Annotated in this window: 15 protein-coding genes; 4 read left to right on the top strand and 11 right to left on the bottom strand. The window is 60.7% G+C overall.

The features are described from left to right. Window positions 1-254: 254 nt before the first annotated feature. Window positions 255-1,985, bottom strand: coding sequence for a penicillin-binding transpeptidase domain-containing protein (locus tag C1N60_RS04160; protein WP_021506690.1), 1,731 nt, complete (start codon window positions 1,983-1,985; stop codon window positions 255-257). Window positions 1,986-2,296: 311 nt separating this feature from the next. Next, window positions 2,297-4,570 (bottom strand): molybdopterin-dependent oxidoreductase, encoded by a 2,274-nt coding sequence (locus C1N60_RS04155; RefSeq protein ID WP_394521430.1) that lies wholly within the window; start codon window positions 4,568-4,570, stop codon window positions 2,297-2,299. Window positions 4,571-4,766: 196 nt separating this feature from the next. Here C1N60_RS04155 and galR point away from each other — a divergent pair, with 196 nt between their 5' ends. After that, window positions 4,767-5,768 (top strand): HTH-type transcriptional regulator GalR, encoded by a 1,002-nt coding sequence (gene galR / locus C1N60_RS04150; RefSeq protein WP_031279486.1) that lies wholly within the window; start codon window positions 4,767-4,769, stop codon window positions 5,766-5,768. A 91-nt stretch (window positions 5,769-5,859) separates the two neighbouring features. Here galR and C1N60_RS04145 read toward each other — a convergent pair whose 3' ends face one another. The 3 genes from C1N60_RS04145 to lysA form a co-directional block, all read right to left on the bottom strand. Then, window positions 5,860-7,014: an IS481 family transposase gene (locus tag C1N60_RS04145; protein ID WP_394521429.1), complete on the bottom strand. Its 1,155-nt coding sequence runs from the start codon at window positions 7,012-7,014 to the stop codon at window positions 5,860-5,862. Window positions 7,015-7,200: 186 nt separating this feature from the next. Next, entirely contained in the window at window positions 7,201-7,653 is a 453-nt protein-coding gene (locus C1N60_RS04140) for a GNAT family N-acetyltransferase (protein ID WP_058757074.1), read from the bottom strand. After that, window positions 7,653-8,906 (bottom strand): diaminopimelate decarboxylase, encoded by a 1,254-nt coding sequence (lysA, locus tag C1N60_RS04135; RefSeq protein WP_021506686.1) that lies wholly within the window; start codon window positions 8,904-8,906, stop codon window positions 7,653-7,655. Before lysA ends, C1N60_RS04140 begins: the two co-directional genes overlap by 1 nt. 110 nt (window positions 8,907-9,016) lie before the next feature. Here lysA and C1N60_RS04130 point away from each other — a divergent pair, with 110 nt between their 5' ends. Beyond that, a complete protein-coding gene (locus C1N60_RS04130; protein ID WP_058771565.1) occupies window positions 9,017-9,937 on the top strand; it encodes a LysR family transcriptional regulator in 921 nt (306 codons plus the stop codon). Here C1N60_RS04130 and C1N60_RS04125 read toward each other — a convergent pair. Further along, window positions 9,934-11,097, bottom strand: coding sequence for an MFS transporter (locus tag C1N60_RS04125; RefSeq protein WP_058775879.1), 1,164 nt, complete (start codon window positions 11,095-11,097; stop codon window positions 9,934-9,936). The genes C1N60_RS04130 and C1N60_RS04125 overlap by 4 nt on opposite strands. Before the next feature lie 391 nt (window positions 11,098-11,488). Here C1N60_RS04125 and C1N60_RS04120 point away from each other — a divergent pair, with 391 nt between their 5' ends. Further along, window positions 11,489-12,115: a hypothetical protein gene (locus tag C1N60_RS04120; protein WP_059012300.1), complete on the top strand. Its 627-nt coding sequence runs from the start codon at window positions 11,489-11,491 to the stop codon at window positions 12,113-12,115. A 213-nt stretch (window positions 12,116-12,328) separates the two neighbouring features. Here the strand turns inward: C1N60_RS04120 and lysS are convergent, their stop codons facing one another. Together lysS and prfB are read right to left on the bottom strand one after the other, a co-directional pair. Further along, entirely contained in the window at window positions 12,329-13,849 is a 1,521-nt protein-coding gene (gene lysS, locus C1N60_RS04115) for a lysine--tRNA ligase (protein WP_150059322.1), read from the bottom strand. Between the two features lie 9 nt (window positions 13,850-13,858). Then, window positions 13,859-14,957 (bottom strand): peptide chain release factor 2 gene (gene prfB / locus C1N60_RS04110; protein WP_152999247.1). Its coding sequence is split into 2 segments (ribosomal slippage): window positions 13,859-14,881 and window positions 14,883-14,957, totalling 1,098 coding nucleotides; the frame shifts between segments, so codons are not numbered across the junction. 551 nt (window positions 14,958-15,508) lie between these two features. Between prfB and C1N60_RS04105 the strand changes: the two genes are divergently transcribed. After that, a complete protein-coding gene (locus C1N60_RS04105; RefSeq protein WP_394521428.1) occupies window positions 15,509-18,265 on the top strand; it encodes an autotransporter domain-containing protein in 2,757 nt (918 codons plus the stop codon). Window positions 18,266-18,268: 3 nt separating this feature from the next. On the opposite strand, the gene recJ is transcribed toward C1N60_RS04105, so the two are convergent. The 3 genes from recJ to xerD are packed head-to-tail and all read right to left on the bottom strand — an operon-like array spanning window position 18,269 to window position 21,635. Continuing rightward, window positions 18,269-19,996 (bottom strand): single-stranded-DNA-specific exonuclease RecJ, encoded by a 1,728-nt coding sequence (recJ, locus tag C1N60_RS04100; protein ID WP_211726626.1) that lies wholly within the window; start codon window positions 19,994-19,996, stop codon window positions 18,269-18,271. 9 nt (window positions 19,997-20,005) lie between these two features. Continuing rightward, window positions 20,006-20,719, bottom strand: coding sequence for a bifunctional protein-disulfide isomerase/oxidoreductase DsbC (gene dsbC, locus C1N60_RS04095; RefSeq protein WP_021506677.1), 714 nt, complete (start codon window positions 20,717-20,719; stop codon window positions 20,006-20,008). A 22-nt stretch (window positions 20,720-20,741) separates the two neighbouring features. Then, the gene (gene xerD / locus C1N60_RS04090) at window positions 20,742-21,635 is read right to left on the bottom strand and encodes a site-specific tyrosine recombinase XerD (RefSeq protein WP_058757089.1); all 894 of its coding nucleotides are present in this window, start codon (window positions 21,633-21,635) and stop codon (window positions 20,742-20,744) included. Window positions 21,636-21,694: the final 59 nt, after the last annotated feature.

Here is a 21,694-nt window from a genome sequence, read left to right as displayed (position 1 = left end):
GCGCTATAAACGGGAGAGGAGGACAACTTACAGGCAAAAAAAACCCACGCATCCGCGTGGGTCGGTGCAACCGAACAGGGTGAATACCACAAGGGTATCGCTGCCGCAGCAGCCGATCTTCACACCAATCAATACCTCTGGGACCTTTATCGTCGCGCAATGGCGGCGCGGATAACAGCCGCAAATCGCAACGGAGTTCGGCGAAATGCAACGAGGTGTGAAAAGCTCGACTGCGCGTTTACATCCTGATTTCGTTAAGATTTATCTGATGCCGGTTTACTGTAAATCGCGTCGGGTGCCACGTTCATGTGTTTCAGCACCGGCCCCATGATGTTGCCAAATACCGGCGCGGCCACCGAGCCGCCAAAGTGATCGCCAGCGGTAGGATGGTTAATCATCACCACCAGCGCCACTTCCGGATGGCTGGCCGGCGCGATGCCGGCGGTGTAGTTAACGTAGCCGCCGTCATATTTGCCGCTGCTGCCCATCTTCTCCGCGGTGCCGGTTTTGGTCGCCAGCCGGTAGCCCGGTACCGCTGCTTTCACCCCGGTACCGCCCGGCAGCACGTCACTCTCCAGCATGTGCACCACGGTTTGCACGATCTGCGGATCCGCCACCTGCCTGCCCAGCACCGGTGGCGTCACTTTGGTGATCGACAGCGGGCGATAGACGCCATACGAACCGAGTGTGGCGTATTCACGCGCAATCTGCAGCGGCGTTACGCGCAGACCGTAACCGAACGAAAAGGTGGCGCGCTCGATGTCCGCCCAGCGCTGGCGATGCAGCGGGAAGTAGCCCACGCTCTCACCGGTCAGCCCCAGCCCGGTCGGCTTGCCGAGACCAAACGCCTGATAGGTGTTCACCAGCGCTTCCGCCGGCATTGCCAGCGCGATGTGCGAGACGCCGATGTCGCTGGATTTCTGCAAAATGCCGGTCATGGTCAGGCGCGGCCAGTGGCCGACATCGCGGATCAGGTGGCCGTTGACGCTGTAGGGCGTGGTGTCGATCACCGAATCGGGGCGCACCAGATGACGCTGCAGCCCTTCCATCACCACCAGCGGTTTCACCGTTGAACCGGGCTCGTAGCTGTCGTTAATGGCGGTATTGCGCATTTGCGCCGGCGTGGCGTTGTCATAATTGTTGGGGTTGAACGACGGATAAGACGCCATAGCGAGGATCTCGCCGGTGTCGATCTTCACCAGCACCGCCGCGCCCGAATCGGCCTTGTTGAGCAGCACGCCGTCGCGCAGCTTGCTGTACAACGTAAACTGGTCAAACTTATCGATGCTGAGCTGCACCGTCGGCGGCTGCTTCGGCGGCTCGTAATCGATCATCGCAATAATGTTGCCGTCCCCGTCCTGGCGATACACCTCTTTACCCGGCTCGCCCTGCAGTACCCGGTCAAAGCCCTTCTCCAGCCCATTAAGCCCGTTATTGTCCGCCCCGACGATGCCAATCAGCGGCGCCGCGGCTTCACTCATCGGATAAAAACGGCTGTCGTCATACACCGAACTGATGCCTTTCAGATGCAGCTCAGCAATATCTTTGGCAATGCCCAGCTCGATTTTGCGCCCGAGGTAGAGGAAGCGCTTTTTCGGATTGGCGGTGATCTGCGCGCGCAGCTCGTCCGGTCGCAGATTCAGCGCCGCCGCCAGATAGCTCCATTTGGCGCTGGTGAAATCGGGATTGGCCTCCAGCACGCGCAGCGGATCGGCGATGATATCGCGCGATGGCACGCTGAGCGCCAGCGCCTGGCCGTCGCGGTCGAGCAGCGTGCCGCGGTTGGTCGGCAGCGTCACGGTCCGCAGCGAGCGCTGGTCGGCCTCGTGCTCCAGCATCGGATGATTGATCAGCTGCAGATCGCCGACGCGCGCCAGCAGCAGGCCCATGCAGCCTAATACGCCCAGACAAATCAGACGAAAACGAAACGGGTTAAACGGGGCTTTAATCTGGTCTTTTCCCAGAAATTTTTTAATCGGGGGCATGGCGATCCGCTGCGATAAAAGATGAATCCAAAGGGGTTAGCTGCAGTTATAAAGAAAGGTAAAGCGAGTTGACAGGAAAACAATGTATCAGTTCGTTTATGCCCGATTGAGGTCACCGCAACGGGACGCATCACACCGGCAGATCGCAGGCAAAAAAAACCTGCGCATCTGCGCAGGTCGGTGTAATCAAGAAAACTGTTGATGTTCACCCATCAATACCTCTGGGACCCTGACTGTAGCAAGTTGCTCAGCGCAGAAACTATCACTCAAACGCAACAGTTACCGGCAAAATGTAACCAGCGGTGAGATTGTTAGCCGATTGTGCAACTGGCGTGTTTTTTGATTTCCACCAGGCAGCTCATGGCGTTTGGTCCCTGAGTTAACGACGAAGTTCCGATGTCGAGCGTCAGCACGTTAGGGTTGCCGGCGCGGTCCCACGGCTGCCACGCTTTGCCAAAACCGGGATCGAACCAGGCACCGGTGGCGATGATCACCACGCCGGGCGTCAGGCCGTCCGTCAGGCGAACGCCAGCCAGCATACGGCCACGCGCATTGCTCACTTCAATCTCATCGCCGTCGCTGATACCGCGCGCGGCGGCATCGTCAATGTGCATATACAGCGTTTCGTGACCGGCGGTTTTGCCGGCCTGCACCGTGGCGGTGGCATCCAGCTGGCTGTGCAGGCGATCCGCAGGCTGCACCGAAATCATGTGCAGCGGGAACTGCGCGCTGAGCGCTGCGCCAAGCCACTCCTGCGGCGCGCGCCACTCCGGATGTCCGGCGAAATCCGCCAGTTGGTAATCGGCGATGGTCTGGCAGAACAGCTCAATTTTGCCGCTGGCGGTGTGAATCGGATGCGCCTGCGGATCGGCGCGGAAATCATCCATAAACACGTACGGCTTGCCGCCCTGCGGAATCTCAACAAAACCGCGCTGCCAGAATGCCTCGAACTCCGGAAACGCGATGTCCAGCTGCGCATGCGCCTGCGCGCACTGCTGGTAAAGATGCTCAATCCACTGCATCTCGTTGCGTCCTTCGGTAAAGCGCTCGCGGTAGCCGAGGCGATCGGCCAGATCGGCAAAAATATCAAAGTCGTTACGCGCCTGATGCTGCGGTTTAATCGCCTGGTGCATCGCCAGCACGAAGCGGTCACGCGAGGAGCCGCCAATGTCGTTGCGCTCCAGCGTGGTGGTGGCCGGCAGCACGATGTCCGCCATCTGCGCCGCGGGCGTCCAGACGATATCCTGCACGATGACCGTATCCGGACGCTGCCAGCCCTCGACCAGCCGGTTGAGCTGCTGATGATGGTGGAACGGATTGCCGCCTGCCCAGTGCACCAGGTGAATGTCGGGATAGTGCAGCGTCTCGCCCTGAAACGCATACGGCTGCCCGGGATTGAGCAGCATGTCGCTGATGCGCGCCACCGGGATCGACAGATTCGCCGGATTCGGGCCGGTGCTCATCAGCGGCGCCGGGCCTTCCTGGCGCGGATTGCCGACGCTATTCATCGAGCCATGGCCAAAAGAGAAGCCGCCGCCCGGCAGTCCTGGCTGGCCCAGCATCGACGAGAGCGCAATCATCATCCAGTACGGCTGCTCGCCGCGATGGGCGCGCTGCACCGCATAAGCACAGGTGATAAAACTGCGTTTGCCCACCAGCTGCTGCGCCAGCAGCGCGATACGCGCTGCCGGGATGCCGGTTATCGCACTGGCCCACGCGGGCGTTTTCGCCACGCCGTCGCTTTCGCCCAGCAGATAGGCACGCAGCTGCGGCCAGCCGGTGCAGTGGCTGGCGAGGAAAGCCTCATCGATAGCGTTGCGGCGGGTAATTTCATGGCCGAGCGCCAGCATCAGCGCCACGTCGGTGTTCGGGCGAATCGGAATCCACTCGGCGTTAACGAATGCCGGGCAGTCATCGCGCATCGGGCTGATGTTAATGATCGGCGTGCCTTTGGCGCTCAGCTGCTGCAGCGCCGGTTTCAGGCTGTGCTCGCCGGCGCCGCCGGAGGCCACCTGCGCATTTTTCAGCGCCAGGCCGCCAAAGGCGACGAAAATTTCTGCATGCTCCACCACCTGCGGCCAGTCGGTGACGCGGCCGGTGAGCGGCATATAAGTGCCAATCACGTACGGCAGAAAGAACTGTGCCGCGCCCCAGCTGTAGTTACCCTGCTGATCAACACCACCGCCGCCCTGGAAATAGAAGCGACGAATCAGGGTGCGCGCGTGGTTAACGCGACCGGCTGATGACCAGCCGTACGAACCGTTGAAAATGCCGGAAGCGCCGTAGCGGTCGCGCACCCGGCGGTTCTCTTCCGCCACCAGATTGAGCGCGGTGTCCCAGTCCACGGCGACAAAATCCTCCCGGCCGCGCAGCGTGCGATCGCTGTTTTCACGCGACTTCAGCCACGAACGGCGCACCATCGGCTGACGGATGCGTTTATCCGAGTACACCAGTTCAGGGAGAGTGTGGATCATCGGGGAAGGATCGGCATCGGCGAAGAAAGGTTCGCAGGCAATCAGGCGCTGATTTTCGGTGACGGCGGTAAACGCGCCCCAGTGCGCAAGGTGCGGCACACGAGTTTTCATGGTTATGGGTCCGGCAGGCAGGTGTGATTCAGGCTGGCAGCATAGCACGGTGCCGTTACCGGGCTAAAGCCTCACCGTGAGCGTCTGATTTTCCGCACTTTTGCGACAGCGCTGACATTCTGGCGGGTTGCGGCTGCCGGGCTTTTCCGTAACACTGAGAGCATGTGTAAACGTTTTCCCGGATGTCGACCATTGCATGGCTACTATTAAGGATGTTGCCCGCATGGCGGGGGTGTCGGTCGCGACCGTGTCCCGCGTCATCAATAATTCGCCCAAAGCCAGCGAGAGTTCGCGCCTCGCCGTTACCCAGGCCATGGAACAGCTGCAGTATCACCCGAACGCCAATGCCCGCGCGCTGGCGCAGCAATCCACCGAAACGCTCGGGCTGGTGGTAGGCGATGTGTCAGACCCGTTTTTTGGCGCGATGGTGAAAGCGGTCGATGAAGTCGCCGGGCAAACCGGCAACTTTCTGCTGATTGGTAACGGTTACCATAATGAGCAGAAAGAGCGTCAGGCGATTGAACAGCTGATGCGCCATCGCTGTGCCGCGCTGGTGGTGCACGCCAAGAAAATTCCCGATGACGATTTAGAGCTGCTGATGAAGCAGGTGCCGGGCATGGTGCTGCTGAACCGGCTGCTGCAGGGGTTTGAGTCGCGCTGCATTGCGCTGGATGACCGCTACGGCGCCTGGCTGGCCACGCGCCACTTGATTCAGCAGGGTCATACGCAGATCGCCTTTATCTGCTCGACGCACACCATTTCTGACGCCGAAGATCGGCTGCAGGGCTACTACGATGCGCTGAAGGAGCACGGTCTGCCGTGCAACGACCGGCTGGTGGCGTGGGGAGAACCGGATGAGGTCGGTGGCGAGCAGGCAATGACGGAACTGCTCGGACGCGGCAAGCAGGTGAGCGCGGTGGCGTGCTACAACGATTCGATGGCCGCCGGTGCGCTGGCAGTGCTGAGCGATAACGGCATTCGCGTGCCGGAAGAGATGTCGCTGATTGGCTTTGATGATGTGCTGGTGTCGCGCTACGTGCGTCCGCGCCTGACCACGGTGCGCTATCCGATTGTGACCATGGCGCAGCAGGCCGCGCAGCTGGCGCTGGCGCTGGCCAACGGCACCGCGCTGCCGGAGGTGACCAATATGTTTAGCCCGACGCTGGTCAGGAGGCATTCGGTGGGTGGACCGGGTTAAACGGGGGCGGGCTTTCCCTCACCCTGACCCTCTCCCTGTGTACAGTCCGGGGACATGGCAGACAGGTGTTCGGGGACATAGTGAACACTTTTTAACATCCTTTACCCATGGTGATCGACTTTTTCTTCAGGTCGATCACCCCCACTTTTGTGCTGTACCACCACACCTCGTAATAACCGTCTTCCCCCGTCTCCTTCAGCCCGACACGCTCTCCCCTGAACGCCTTGCCCGCCTTCAGGCTGAGTCCTTTTACGCTCAGCTTCCCGCTGATATCCACCTTCCTGACCATCACGCCCTCGTCGTATTCCGGTGGCGCTACGCGACCGCTGTACTGCCGCGATGAGGGCTGATAGCGCGACGCCGGCACCGCCATCTCCAGCGCCTCATGCGGGCGCTCGAGGTTGTAGACCGTCCGCCAGTGGTCGAAGGCGCGCTGCAGCTCACCGCTGTCCGCGAACCACTTCCCCTGCAGCACTTCCGCCTTCAGGCTGCGGTGAAAGCGCTCCAGCTTGCCCTGCGTCTGCGGATGATACGGCCGCGAGTGCCCCACCCGGATGCCGTGGCGCATCAGCCACAGCTCCACTGCCGTCCAGGTGCCGGTGGTGTCGCCCCACGGCGAGCCGTTGTCCATCGTCATCCGGTCCGGCAGGCCGTAGCGCTCAAAGACGCTGACCAGCTGCTCCTGTACCGTCTCACGCCGTTCGTCAGCGCAGTGCACCAGGCACAGCGAGAACCGGGAGTGGTCGTCCAGCAGGGTAAGCGGGTGGCAGCGGCCGCCGCCAAAGGGAAAGTGGCCCTTAAAATCCATCTGCCAGAGCCGGTTCGGGGCCGCATGCTCAAACCGGCCGGTGGCCGGGACGCCCGGCGCTGCGCCCGGCAGCAGGCCGTGGCGGGCCATCAGGTTGTGGACGGTGCTGAAGGCCGGCATGCCGTGCCCGCGGTCTTCAAGCCAGCGCTTAATCTTGCGGGCCCCCCAGTGCTGATGAAGCTCATGCGCCATACGCAGCAGCTCAGTGATGTCGTCAGATGAGCGGTTGGGTGAGTGACGGGGCGCGCGGGAGCGGTCCTGAAGGCCGGACGGTCCTTCCTCCTCCCAGCGGCGAAGCCACTTGTAGCCGGTGGCGGGAGATATGCCGTAGCGGCGGCACAGCTCGCGGATGTTCGCCCCGTCTTGCGAGGCGAACAGAACAAACTCAGTACGTAATGACATGGTATCTCTCGCATCCCAGGGCATAAGCGACTCCATAAACGGGTTCTTATGCCTTAGTTGTAGGTGTCTACCATGTCCCCGAACAAGTGTTCACGATGTCCCCGGACTGTACACCCTGAGGGAGAGGGAACGTTCCAGAGCGCGCGGCAAGGAGAGCGCGGTCAGCCCCCTCGCCCGCTTGCGGGAGAGGGTTGGGGTGAGGGCCAGCGCGCACCCAACCCACTATAAATCCTGCGAATATACCTTCACCTGCACCTCAGGAAACTCCAGCGCATCACACTGATACTGCCAGCCGAATCGCTCGTAGTAGCCGCCAAACGTTGACCACAGCCACACCGTTGCATAGCCGCGCTGGCGGGCATAATCCAGCACGTGCTGCTGCAGGGCGGCGCTCAGCCCCTGCCCGCGCGCCGCTTCATCCACATACAGCGCGGCAACCCACGGATAGAGATCCTGACGGCTAATCAAATCGCAACGCCAGAACCCTACCGTGCCGTGCGGCACGTCATCGTCGTCCAGCGCAACAAAGGTCACCGGAAACGCGGCCCCGTTCAGGCTACTGCGTACAATGCTGTCGTAAAACGCGCGCGAGGTGCCGTCACCAAACGCCTGCCACAGCCAGTCGGTGATCTGGCTGGCGTGATGCGGCACGCTGCTGAGCGGCACGATGCGCATCAGTTCAGCTCCAGCGCCAGCAGTTCCTGAATGGTCTGCGCACGGCGAATCTCACGCGGCACGCCCTGCTCAAACAGCACTTCCGGGATCAGCGGACGGCTGTTGTAGTTGGAGGACATTGATGCGCCGTAAGCGCCGGTATCATGGAACACCAGATAATCGCCGACCTGTGCCGCTGGCAGCGCGCGGGTTTCCACTTTGCCCCCTTCCAGCTGGGTAAACACATCTCCCGACTCACACAGCGGCCCGGCCACCACGCTCTCCACATGCGCCTCACCCGGCGCGCTGCCATCGGCAGGCAGCAGCGAAATATGGTGATAGCTGCCGTACATCGACGGACGCATCAGATCGCTGAAACCGGCATCCACCAGCACAAAGTGACGGCTGCCCATCTGCTTCACCGCCCGCACCTGCGACACCAGCACGCCCGACTCCGCCACCAGGAAACGGCCCGGCTCGATCTCCAGCTTCACCGCATGGCCGAGGTGCGCCGCGATACGCTCGCGCGCGCCGTTCCACAGGCCGTAATAGTGCTGCGTATCAATCGCCTCCTCACCAAAGCGATAAGGAATCGATAACCCGCCGCCCGCCGAAATGGCCTGCAGGTCCTGGCCAAAGGCCACGACCTGATCGACCATCGCGTCGCACACCTGCTGCAGATGGCCGTAATCGACGCCGGAGCCAATGTGCATATGTAGCCCCACCAGCTGCAGGCCATGTTGCTGAATCGCCGCCAGCGCCAGCGGCAGATCGCTGTGCCAGATGCCATGCTTACTGTTTTCGCCACCGGTATTGGTTTTCTGGCTGTGACCGTGGCCAAAGCCCGGATTAATGCGCAGCCAGACGCTGTGACCCGGCGAAACCGCGCCGAGCTGATGCAGCATATCCACGGAGCCGGCATTTACCGGCACCTTCAGCTCGGCGATGCGCGCCAGCGTCGGTGAGTCCAGCACATCGGCGGTGAACACAATATCCTCGCCGCCCGGCTGAAAACCGGCGGCCAGCGCACGTTCGATCTCGCCGAGCGAGACCGAATCGACCTTGACGCCGGCAGCGCGCATCAGGCGCAGAATATGAATATTCGAGCAGGCCTTTTGCGCAAAGCGCACCACGTCAAACGCGCTGAGCTGTGCAATACGCTGCTGAATGATTTCGGCATCGTAAGCCCAGAACGGGCCGCTGTAGCGCTGCGCCAGCGGCAGCAGATTTGTGGCGTTAAGCGCCGTCTGGGAATCGTTAAGTGGACGTGGCATGAGCATTCTCCTGAGTCGTTGCTGTCATTTAGCCACAGCACAGTGATGCAGAAAAATATCTGTTTAAGCATCAGCTATGCAAATATGATATGGATGACACGGAGGCGACGATGGCAAAAATTAACTGGCGGCATATCGAAATCTTTCACGCGGTGATGACCAGCGGCAATCTGACCCAGGCCGCCACGCTGTTACACACCTCGCAGCCAACGGTGAGCCGCGAACTGGCGCGGCTGGAGCAGCAGCTGGGCTTACAGCTGTTTGAGCGGGTGCGCGGCCGCCTGCAGCCCACCGTGCAGGGGCTGCGGCTGTACGAAGAGGTGCAGCGCTCGTGGTACGGTCTGGATCGCATCATGGATGCCGCCGAAGGGCTGCGCAATTTCCGCCAGGGCGAGCTTTCCATCGCCTGCCTGCCGGTCTTTTCCCAGTCGCTGTTACCGCCGCTGCTGCAGCCGTTTTTACAGCGCTATCCGCAGGTGAGCCTGAATATTATTCCGCAGGAGTCGCCGCTGCTGGAGGAGTGGCTGTCGGCGCAGCGCTACGATCTCGGTCTGACCGAAACCCAGCATGCGCCCGCCGGGACTGAACGTCTGGCTCTGCTGACCAGTGATGAAGTGTGCGTGCTGCCGCCGCAGCATCCGCTGTGTCAGCGGGCGGTGCTGACGCCGCAGGATTTTCACGGTGAAAACTATGTCAGCCTGTCGCGCAGCGATAGCTATCGTCAGTTGCTGGATGCGCTGTTCCATGAGCAGCAGGTGGAGCGGCGGCTGGTGCTGGAGACGCACAGCGCCGCGTCGGTGTGCGCGATGGTGCGCGCCGGGGTGGGTATTTCGATTGTTAATCCGCTGACGGCGCTGGATTACGCCGACAGCGGCGTGGTGATGCGCCGCTTCAGTATTGCCGTGCCGTTCACGGTGAGCCTGGTGCGGCCACAGCATCGGCCGGCATCGGCGCTGGTCGATCACTTCTGCGACCACCTGCAGCAGCAGGTGGCCACCTTTCCGCAGCGCATCGCCCGGCGGCTGGCTTAAGCGCGCACCGTCTCGCGCTGACCGCCCGATTTGCGGAAGGTCAGCAGACAAACCACTAATCCCGCTGCCGCCAGCGCTGCCGCCGCGACCGGCACCGCCGTCAGGCCATAGCCTTTATCGATTACTGCGCCGCCCACCCACGCACCGAGTGCGTTACCGACGTTGAAGGCCGAAATGTTGAGCGTCGACACCAGATTTGGCGCGTCTTTACCGTGGCGCACCACGTTAATTTGCAGGCCCGGCACGGTGGCGAAGGTCGCCATTGCCCACAGGAACAGGGTTACCTCTGCCAGCCACAGCGCATGGCTGGTCCAGCTGAACAGCAGCGAGAACACGGCGATCAGCGAGAAGCTGAGGATCAGGCTGAACGACACTTTCCAGTCCGCCAGTTTCCCGCCAACAATGTTACCCACCGTCAGGCCAGCACCAATCAGGAACAGCGTCCAGCTGACACCGCGATCGCTGATGCCGGTCACCTGTAACAGCAGCGGCGCAATGTAGCTGAACAGCGCAAACATCGCGGCGGCAAAACACACCGTCATCAGCAGCGACAGCCACAGTTTGCCGTTGGCCAGCGCGCTGATTTCGCTCGCCAGGTGTACCGGTTTTTCATCTTTGTTAGTCGGCAGGCTGACAATCAGCGCGATGAACGCGAGAATGCCGATAATCGCCACGCCCCAGAAGGTGGCGCGCCAGCCAAACAGCTGACCAAACCAGGTGCCGAGCGGCACGCCCAGCACGTTGGCCAGCGTCAGACCGGTAAACATCAGCGCCACCGCCGACGCCTGACGGCTCGGCGCCACCAGGCTGGCCGCCACCACTGAACCGATGCCGAAGAACGCACCGTGACACAACGCGGTAATGACGCGCGCCAGCATCAGCAGGTTATAGGTATAAGCCAGCGCACAGAGTACGTTGCCGATGATGAAGATGATCATCAGCAGAATCAGGGTACGTTTACGCGGCAGTTTCGCGGTCAGCAGCGCCATGATTGGCGCGCCGATGGCCACGCCCAGCGCATAGCCGCTGATCAGCCAGCCCGCAGAAGGAATCGACACCTGCAGGTCACCCGCCACTTCCGGCAGTAACCCCATAATGACGAACTCCGTGGTGCCGATGGCGAACGCACTCAGCGCCAGCGCCAGTAATGCAACAGGCATAACACACTCTCCCAAAATAATTTTGCAGGCGGGCCGCACGACGAACGCCGTACGGTTAAGACAGACGCGTATCCCTCCGACAGTGCGGGGATGTTTATTTTTGAACTGCGTCACAGTCTGCTATTAAAGCACAGCCTCTGACTCTCAACCACCCGGGCGGCCGCAAGGCTATTTTGCCTGCGCGGCAATAATCCCGGCGCTAAAAAGTGTCGCTTATGCATCACTGAGACAGGACGGCGATAACAGACTACGCTTGATAACAGGTTGTGATCGCTGTCACAGCGACGGCGCTTTCTGGCGTTAAATCAGGCAGTAAAGGATGGTCGCACATTGCCGATACCCCAATGGATTGCCCGGTAATGCGGCGTCAACACAACAGGGGGACAGAGTTATGCGATGGATCATCGCGCTGACGATCGGCGGCTTAAGCGGCTGCTCGGTCGGGCACTATGAATACAGCTCAGAAGCGGCCAGGCGCGTCGATATGACCGTCACCGGCATCCCCACCGTGCTCGGCATGGGTGCGCTGGGCACCACTATCCCCCTGACGCGCGAATACAGCCTGACGGCGGCGCACGTGGCCAAATATTCGCTGTATCGGGTGAAGGCGTGGCATCCGGAGTGCGATATCGCCGTGGTTTATCATGCAAATAAAGAAGCCAATCTGCCCCCGCAGTTCCGCAACAGCCATATCGGCGACAACGTTAATCTGTATGGGTATAGCTTTATCTCCGCGCTGCCGGTGGCATCAAGCGGCAAAAACCTGATCAATACGACGCTGAGCAATGACTGGAATAAGGCCAGCTGCGTAGTGGTGGCGGCCAATGCCGGTGTGGTGAAAGGCATGTCCGGCGGCGCGGTGTATAACGCCAGCGACGACACGCTGGCCGGGGTGATTGTCGGCTATAGCAGTCGGATTGATGATAATAAAAGCGGCAAAACGCTGTTTAAAGATGTGGCGCTGTATGTGCCTTATGCGCGGTTCCAGGCGTGGCTGGAGGGCGTGGTGAAGTCTTAGGTTGGGTGCGCGCTGATGCCCTCACCCCGGCCCTCTCCCACAGGGAGAGGGAGAATACCACAGCGGTCCTCTGCCACAGGGGGAGGGAGAAAACCACAGCGGCCCTCTGCCACGGGGAGAGGGAGAAAACCACAGCGGCCCTCTCCCACCGGGGTACAGGCAAGTCCCCTCTCCCCACGGGAGAGGGTTAGGGTGAGGGTGAAGGCAACCTGATTACTTACCGGTCGGGCGCAGAGCCGGGAACAGGATCACGTCACGAATGGTGTGGCTGTTGGTGAACAGCATGACCAGGCGGTCGATACCAATGCCCAGACCCGCAGTCGGTGGCAGACCGTGCTCCAGCGCGGTGACGTAGTCTTCGTCGTAGAACATCGCTTCGTCATCACCGGCGTCCTTCGCGTTAACCTGTTGCAGGAAACGCTCGGCCTGATCTTCCGCATCGTTCAGCTCGGAGAAGCCGTTACCGATTTCACGGCCGCCGATGAAGAACTCAAAGCGGTCGGTGATTTCCGGGTTCTCGTCATTACGACGCGCCAGCGGTGACACCTCTGCCGGATACTCGGTGATGAAGGTTGGCTGAATCAGGTGCGCTTCGGCGGTCTCTTCGAAGATCTCGGTCACCACGCGGCCCAGACCCCAGCTCTTCTCCACTTTGATGTGCAGCTCATTGGCAATCGCCACTGCTTTATCAAAGTCATCCAGATCGGCGAGGTCCGTTTCCGGACGGTATTTCTTGATCGCTTCACGCATGGTGAGCTTCTCAAACGGCTTGCCGAAATCGAAGGTGTGCTCACCGTAAGGCACTTCCGTGGTGCCCAGCACGTCCTGCGCCAGAGTACGGAACAGGCTCTCGGTCAGTTCGATCAGATCTTTGTAATCCGCATACGCCATATAGAGTTCCATCATGGTGAACTCTGGATTGTGGCGCGGCGAAATACCTTCGTTACGGAAGTTACGGTTGATCTCAAACACGCGATCGAAACCGCCAACCACCAGACGCTTCAGATACAGCTCCGGCGCGATACGCAGGTACATGTCGATGTCGAGCGCATTGTGATGGGTGATGAACGGACGCGCGGACGCGCCGCCCGGAATCACCTGCATCATCGGTGTTTCCACTTCCATAAAGTCGCGGTTAACCATGAACTGACGAATGCCGGCCATGATTTGTGAGCGAATTTTGAAGGTCTTACGCGAATCGTCGTTGGAGATCAGGTCAAGGTAACGCTGACGGTAACGGGTTTCCTGATCGGCGAGGCCGTGGAATTTGTCCGGCAGCGGACGCAGCGCTTTGGTCAGCAGGCGCAGCTCAGAAATATGGATCGACAGCTCGCCGGTTTTGGTTTTGAACAGCTTACCGCGCGCGCCGAGGATATCGCCGAGATCCCACTTTTTGAACTGCTCGTTATAGACGCCTTCCGGCAGATCGTCACGCGAAACGTAGATCTGGATCTGACCGCCCACATCCTGCAGGGTGGCGAACGACGCTTTACCCATGATGCGGCGGGTCATCATACGACCGGCTACGCTCACCTCAACGCCGAGCGCTTCCAGCTCGTCGTTCTCTTTGCTGTCATAGTCGGCATGCAGACGATCGGAGGTGGTGTCACGGCGGAAATCGTTAGGAAACGCCACGCCCTTTTCACGCAGCGCGCTGAGTTTTTCGCGACGCGCTTTCAGTTCGTTGTTTAACTCAAGGGCGGCATCAGCGCTCTGCGGTTGTTGTTCAGACATGTCGGTTCCTTATAGCCCTGCTTTTAAACTTGCTTCAATAAAACGGTCAAGATCGCCATCCAGTACGGCCTGGGTGTTACGCGTTTCTACGCTGGTACGCAGATCCTTGATGCGCGAATCGTCAAGAACGTATGAACGGATCTGGCTGCCCCAGCCGATGTCCGACTTGTTCTCTTCCGCCGCCTGCTTGTCGGCATTCTTCTTCTGCATTTCGTATTCATACAGCTTGGCACGCAGCTGTTTGAAGGCCTGATCTTTGTTCTTATGCTGCGAGCGGTCGTTCTGGCACTGCACCACAATGTTGGTCGGCAGGTGGGTAATACGCACCGCTGACTCGGTTTTGTTAACGTGCTGACCACCAGCACCCGAGGCGCGATAGACGTCGATACGCAGGTCGGCCGGGTTGATTTCGATGTCGATGTTGTCATCCACTTCCGGGTAAATAAATACCGAACTGAAGGAGGTGTGACGACGACCGCCGGAGTCGAACGGGCTCTTACGCACCAGACGATGAACGCCGGTTTCGGTACGCAGCCAGCCGTAAGCGTAATCACCGATGATTTTGATGGTGGCTGATTTGGTACCGGCCACTTCGCCTTCGGACTCTTCGATGATCTCGGTTTTGAAGCCTTTGGCTTCCGCCCAGCGCAGATACATGCGCAGCAGCATGCTGGCCCAGTCCTGCGCTTCGGTGCCGCCGGAGCCAGCCTGAATATCCATGTAGCAGTCGGCGCTGTCGTATTCGCCGGAGAACATACGGCGGAACTCCAGTTCACCCAGCTTCACCTCCAGCGCGTCCAGCTCGACCACGGCTTCGTTGAAGGTCTCTTCGTCGTCGGCTTCAACCGCCAGCTCCAGCAGACCCTGCACATCTTCCAGCCCCTGCTGCATCTGGTCGAGCGTTTCAACTACCGCTTCCAGCGAGGCGCGCTCTTTGCCCAGCGCCTGCGCGCGTTCAGGTTCGTTCCAGACGTCCGGCTGTTCCAGCTCGGCGTTTACTTCTTCGAGGCGTTCTTTCTTGGCATCGTAGTCAAAGATACCCCCTAAGAACGCTGCTGCGCTCACTGAGGTCCTGGATACGATTTTTGACCGGATTAATTTCAAACATGGCTTTTCAGTCTTTTTTGACGATTCGGTGAGAGGAGATAAAAGTAACGCGCTAGTTTACCCGAAAGCGCGCCTGGTTTGTAGCTTTGCACATCAATGGCTATACCGCGTATGAACCGGCAGAAAATAATTGCGCCAGTTCTGGAAACCAGCAGGTATGGCGGTTGCCAGAAATCCCGCTGTCATTCGCCACCGGCGCGGTGCGTCTTCAGAATTTTCCTACATAATCACGGCAATAAACGCCAGCTGGCGTCATTAAAACCCATGATTTCTCAGACAAAATCATTAAAACTCCACCATCAGAAATGTCTGGTTCGAAGCGTGATATAGCGCGATTAGCCTGCGCAATGCTGCGCTGTCCTGGCCATCAACCGGCCAGTGCGCACCTTATCCTTTCTGCACCCTGGCGGAATCTCAGGGGTTAGTGCTTCATCTATTGCGTTCTGTCTGTCAGCCACGTTGCTCAGGAGTATTCGTGACAGGGAAAGACTGCATTCAGGCCCGTTAACGTGAACGGGCGACAACATGCCCTGAGAGGCATGAGGAGTTGCCATGCATTATCCTGTTGTTACTTTTCGACCCTCACCGCGCCTGCTGGCGCTCCTCATCCCGTTTCTGCTGAGCGCCTGTGGTGGCGGCGGCGGCGGTGGTAGCGGCGGCGGCAGCACCCTGACCCCGGTCACGCCGGTCGTTGAACCTGCGGTGCCGGCCACGGCCGCCAGCAATAAAGTAGGCATCATTGACTCCGGCCTGGCCCCGGGCCGCAGCGAAATTAATTACGCCAACGTGAATTTCTCCAGCTATGTCGGCAGCAACACCGCGCTTAACGACAACATGGGAATCAACGGCCACGGCACGCTGGTGGCGATGACGCTACTGGGGCTGTCGCCTGACAGCGCGCTGTATGTAGCGCAGGCATCACAAAATAACATTTTCAGCTATGACAATACTGCGCGCGCCGTGCAGGGCCTGGTGGCGCAGGGCGTACGCATCTTCAATATGTCCTACGGTTCGCAGGAGCGCCTCACCAGCCAGCAGGCGCTAACCGATGCGCGCCAGCGCTATCAGTCGCTGTATCAGGGGCTCAACGCGGTGGCTGCGGCAGATGGGCTGGCGGTGATGATCACCGGCAACAACAGCGGCGCCACGCCGGCACCGGACGTGCTGACACCGCTGATGTATAACGACCCGCAGCTGGCGCGTAATCTGCTGGCGGTGACCGGTATCCTGAGTCATACCGGTTATGACCTGCCAGGCCGCGCAGCCGGCACCGGACCGTTTGACGCCTGCGGCGCGGCCGCCGCGTGGTGCCTGACCGCACCGGGCTATACCGATTACCTGTATCAAAACTCCGACGGCAGCTGGGTGCAGGCGCGCAGCTACGGCACCTCATTTGCCGCACCGCGCGTGACGGCTGCGGCCTCGCAGCTGCTGCAGCGTTTCCCGTGGATGAGCGGCCATAATCTGCAGCAAACCCTGCTGACCACCGCCACTTACCGCAGTGATGCGCACGATAACGTCGCCGACAGCGCCAACGGGCGGCCATACAATGAGACGTTCGGCTGGGGCGATCTTAACGCCGCCAAAGCCTTAAACGGGCCGGGACAATTCTGGGCAGAGGACTTCAGTGCGCGCCTCGACGGCGGCCAGTATGTGTTCAGCAATGACATCAGCGGCGATCGCGGGCTGGTGCTGGACGGCAGCGAACGCGGCGGTACGCTGCAGCTGACCGGCAACAACAGCTATCAGGGCATGACGCAGGTCTCCGCCAATAGCCTGCTGATTGACGGTGCGATTGCCGGCAATGCGCTGGTGAACGGCAGCGGCAAACTGGGTGGCAGCGGACGCATCGGCGGCAATCTGGTCAACCAGGGATCGGTTAATAGCGGCCTGCAGGTGGCGGGCAACTATCAGCAAAGCGCCAACGGTACGCTCAACGTCACGCTGAACAATCCGCTGCGCGTGGCCGGCAACGCGGCGCTCGACGGCACGCTGAATCTCGCGCCGCCCTCCGCCAGCTACGTGGTGAAACAGCAGGAAACGCTGCTGACCAGCGGCGGCGGCGTGAGCGGTCAGTTTAGCCAGGTCAATACCGGCGTATTTCTCGACGGTTCCGTCAGCTATGACGCCCACAGCGTTACCGGCCAGCTCACGCGCAAGAACACCGCCGCAGCGGCACAGGCGATGGGAATGGACAGTGCCAGCGCGCAGCAAACCAGCCGCAACCTGGAGCAGGCGTTTGAGCTGGCGGACCGCTGGCAGGGTCAGGCGACGCTGAGCAGTGCGCAGCAGTCAGCGCTGGCGGCCGCAGGCGCCTTCCAGACGCTGGCGGACACCCGCAGCGCACAGGCGGCGATCAACTCCCTGTCCGGCCAGGCGCATGCCTCCGGCAATGCGGTGCTGTTTAACGCACTGGATTATCAGACGCGCCTGCTCAACAACCGCATTGATGATGCCAGCGAACAGGGGCGCTTTGGCTTCTGGCTGGAGAGCGGCCAGCTGCGCGGCTCGCTCGATCAGGACGGCTATCTCGGCAACCGCTATCGCAATACCCTGACCGCGCTGGGTGCCGACAGCGACTTTGGCCTGCCCGGCCTGCGCCTCGGCATCGCCTGGACGCACACTCAGCTTGATGCCACCTATGACGACACCGGCGGCAACAGCCAGAACAGCCTGCAGGGCGTAATGCTGTATGGGCGCTATGCGGTGACGCCAGCCTGGTACTGGCAGGGCAATCTCAGCTATCAGCATGGACGCGATAAGCTGCAGCGCCTGGTGCTGCTGGACGAGGCCGCGCCGGTCTCCTCTTCCGCCCGCACTGACAGCTGGCAGGCGGCGCTGCAGAGCGGCTATCGCTGGACGCTGCAGGAGGATTATCGCATTGAGCCCTACCTCGGCTGGCGTGAAACCGGCCTGCAAACCGGCAGCTTCAGCGACAGCGGCAGCGCGTTTGGTTTGCAGGGCGACGGCGACAGCTATCGCCGCAGCGTCGGTTACGGTGGTCTGAATCTCAGCGCGCGCCAGGACTGGTCGGCGGGCTGGTGGAGCATGCTGAGCCTGTACGGCGAATACCAGTACGCGTTCAGCAATCCGTCGATGGACGTCAGCGCGCGCTGGAGCGGCTTCGGCAGCGGTCAGCAGAGCTTTACCATTCCGGGTATGCAGCTCGATCGCCGCTCGCAGTGGTTTGGTGCGCGGGTTGATCTGGTGCAGTCGGCACGCGCGCGGCTGTTTCTGCGTGCCGACCGCCACGTGGCCGATCGCGGCGATGAGAAGGTGCTGCGCGGCGGTGTCGACGTCACGTTCTAAAGGTTACGACTGCGGCCAGATATGGTCGATGATCAGCTGTACCGAGCGATTGCCGCGGTATTCGTTGATATCCAGCTTGTAGGCCAGCTGCACCTGACGCACGCTGCTGTCTGGCCACAGGCTGGTGTCGACGTTAAAAGCGATACCATCCAGTAACGGGCCGCCACCCAGCGGCTCGACCATCACCTTAAGGTGACGCTCGCCCACCAGACGCTGCTGCAACAGCTTAAACTGACCGTCGAACACCGGCTCCGGAAACGCCTGGCCCCAGGGGCCGGCTTCCCGCAACATTTCCGCGGTGTGCAGGGTAAATTCCTGCGCATGCAGTTCGCCATCGGACCACATCACGCCCTGCAGCGCCTCGCCCTCCAGCCATTCGTCGATCAGCGCAGCAAAGCGCTGGCGGAACTCATCGTACTTCGCCTCTTCCAGCGACAGCCCCGCCGCCATGGCGTGCCCGCCAAATTTGATGATCAGCCCAGGATAGAGCGTGTCGATACGTTCCAGCGCGTCGCGCAGGTGCAGCCCGGCAATCGAACGGCCAGAGCCCTTCAGCGTGCCGTCACCGGCGGGCGCGAAGGCGATGACCGGACGGTGGAAGCGCTCTTTCAGGCGTGACGCGAGGATGCCAACCACGCCCTGATGCCACTCCGGGTGATAAAACGCCAGCCCGAGCGGCAGATCGCGATGCTGGCGCTCCAGCTCATCGCACAGTGCCAGCGCTTCGCTCTTCATGCCCTGCTCAATCTCTTTGCGCGTCTGATTGAGCGCATCAAGTTCGCTGGCCAGCATGCGCGCCTGGGCAATATCTTCCGTCAGCAGCAGCGCAACACCAACCGACATATCGTCCAGCCGGCCGGCAGCATTGAGGCGTGGCCCGACGGCAAAACCGAGATCGCTGGCCGCCAGCTGACGCGCATCGCGGTTAGCAATCTCCAGCAGCGCGCGGATGCCGGCACGGCATTTACCGGCGCGGATGCGGCTCAGCCCCTGCCACACCAGAATGCGGTTGTTGGCATCCAGCGGCACCACGTCGGCCACGGTACCGAGCGCCACCAGATCCAGCAGTTCGGCCAGATTGGGTTCACTGCGTCCGTCGCTGAACCAGCTCTGCTGACGCAGATGGGCACGCAGCGCCAGCATCAGATAAAACGCCACGCCGACGCCCGCCAGCGAACGTGACGGGAATGCGCTGTCGCTCAGGTTAGGGTTAACGATGGCCTCGGCCGCCGGCAGCGTTTCGCCCGGCAGGTGGTGATCGGTGATCAGTACCGGAATCCCGTGCTGGTGTGCGGTATCGACGCCCGCGTGCGACGAAATGCCGTTATCCACGGTGAGGATCAGCTCCGCGCCACGCGCGCGCGCCTGCTCCACCACTTCCGGGCTCAGGCCATAGCCGTCCTCAAAGCGGTTCGGCACCAGATAATCGACGTTGCCGCCCATGCTGCGCAGCGCCAGTACGGTGAGCGCAGTGCTGGTGGCACCATCGGCATCGAAATCGCCCACCACCACGATACGGCGTTGCTGCTGCAGCATCTGGTGCAGCAGCGTCACGGCGCGCTCAATGCCGCCAAGGCTTTGCCACGGCAGCAGGAATTTCGCGCCGCGTTCCAGTTCGGCGGCGTCTTTGACACCGCGCTGCAGGTAGAGACGACGCAGCAGCGGCGGTAAATCATCGGGTAACTGCGCGTCGGCCTGGGCTTCACGCCGACGCAATTCTACAGAGTGCATCACTGTGTCTTAACCACCACGCTTCTGGCCGTCCAGTACCTGCTTCAGCTCCTGCGGTCCCTGGTAGCCAGGAATCATCATGCCGCTGTCGGTGAGGATGGCGGGCGTGCCCTGAATACCAAACAGAATGCCCAGCTTGTAGTGCTGATCGAGATTGATTTTGCAGCTCGCCGGCGCATCCATTTGCGGTGCGTCGCCTTTCATTGCGGCATCAAACGCCTTGTTGCGATCGGCGCTGCACCAGATGGCGGTCATGGCTTTCTCCACCTGGCCGTGCAGGCCTTCACGCGGGAACGCCAGATAGCGCACGGTGATGCCCAGCGCGTTGTAGTCAGCCATCTGCTCGTGCAGCTTGCGGCAGTAACCGCAGGTGATGTCGGTGAACACGGTGATCACGTGCTGCTCTTTCGGCGCTTTGTAGACAATCATTTCCGGTGCCAGCGCGGCGACTTTTTTCTCCAGCAGCTGATTGGTGACATTAACCGGCTGCGCGCCGCTGACATCGTACAGCGGGCCCTGAATCATGTGCTTGCCGTCTTCGGTGACGTACAGCACACCGCTTTCGGTCATCACCGTTTTGATACCCGGCAGCGGCGACGGCTGGATTTCCGCCTGCTGCATACCCAGTTTTTTCAGTGATTGCTGAATCGCGCTGTCATCGGCATGGGCCAGCGCAGAAAAGGCGCTGACCAGCAGAGCCAGCGTCGTAACGGTTTTTTTCATCTCAAATCCTTGTTGCCGCTGCTCAGGCGCGCGGATGATGCTGTTGATGTAACTGACGCAGGCGCTCAGTCGCCACGTGCGTGTAAATCTGGGTGGTCGACAGGTCGCTGTGCCCCAGCAACATCTGTACGACGCGTAAATCGGCACCATGGTTCAGTAAATGTGTGGCAAATGCGTGGCGCAGCACGTGCGGTGACAGCTTTTCGCTGTCGATGCCGGCAAGGGTGGCATAGTGTTTGATGCGATGCCAGAAGGTCTGGCGTGTCATCTGCTGCGCGCGGTTGCTGGGGAACAGCACGTCAATGGTCTGCCCGTTTAGCAGCCACGGCCGCCCATGTTCCATATAGTGCTCCAGCCAGTAAATTGCTTCTTCACCTAATGGCACCAGCCGCTCTTTATTGCCTTTACCGATGACGCGCACCACGCCCTGACGCAGGCTGACATCACTCAACGTCAGACCGACCAGCTCAGAGACGCGCAGCCCGGTAGCGTACAGCAGCTCCAGCATCGCTTTGTCACGCAGTTCAAGCGGTATGTCCGTCGCCGGCGCCTGTAACAGGCGCTCGACCTGATTTTCTGACAGGTCTTTTGGCAGGCGCTGCGGCAATTTCGGCGCTGATAACAGCGCGCTGGGATCGTCACTGCGCAGCTTTTCGCGGTACAGATACTGAAACAGACGGCGCATCGCGCTCAGAGTACGCGCTGAGCTGGTGGCTTTGTAACCGCCCTCAATCCGCTCAGCCAGAAACTGCTGTAAATCAGCGGCTTCCAGCGTCAGCAGCGTGCGCTCATGGTGGTGCAGCCAGGCAGTGAGCGTCTGCAAATCCTGACGATAGGACGCCAGCGTGTTCTGCGCCAGGTTGCGCTCAATCCAGAGCGCGTCGAGAAACTGTTCTATCAGATCGCTGTCCTGCACTGTTGCCCCTCGCCGTGTGAAATCGTGCTCATTATGCCTGAAACTGGCCTGCTTCTGGT

The sequence above is a fragment of the Pantoea sp. SGAir0184 genome, from assembly GCF_043544755.1.
Note: the sequence above shows the minus strand (reverse complement) of the source record. Positions and strands in the feature narration are given on the sequence as shown.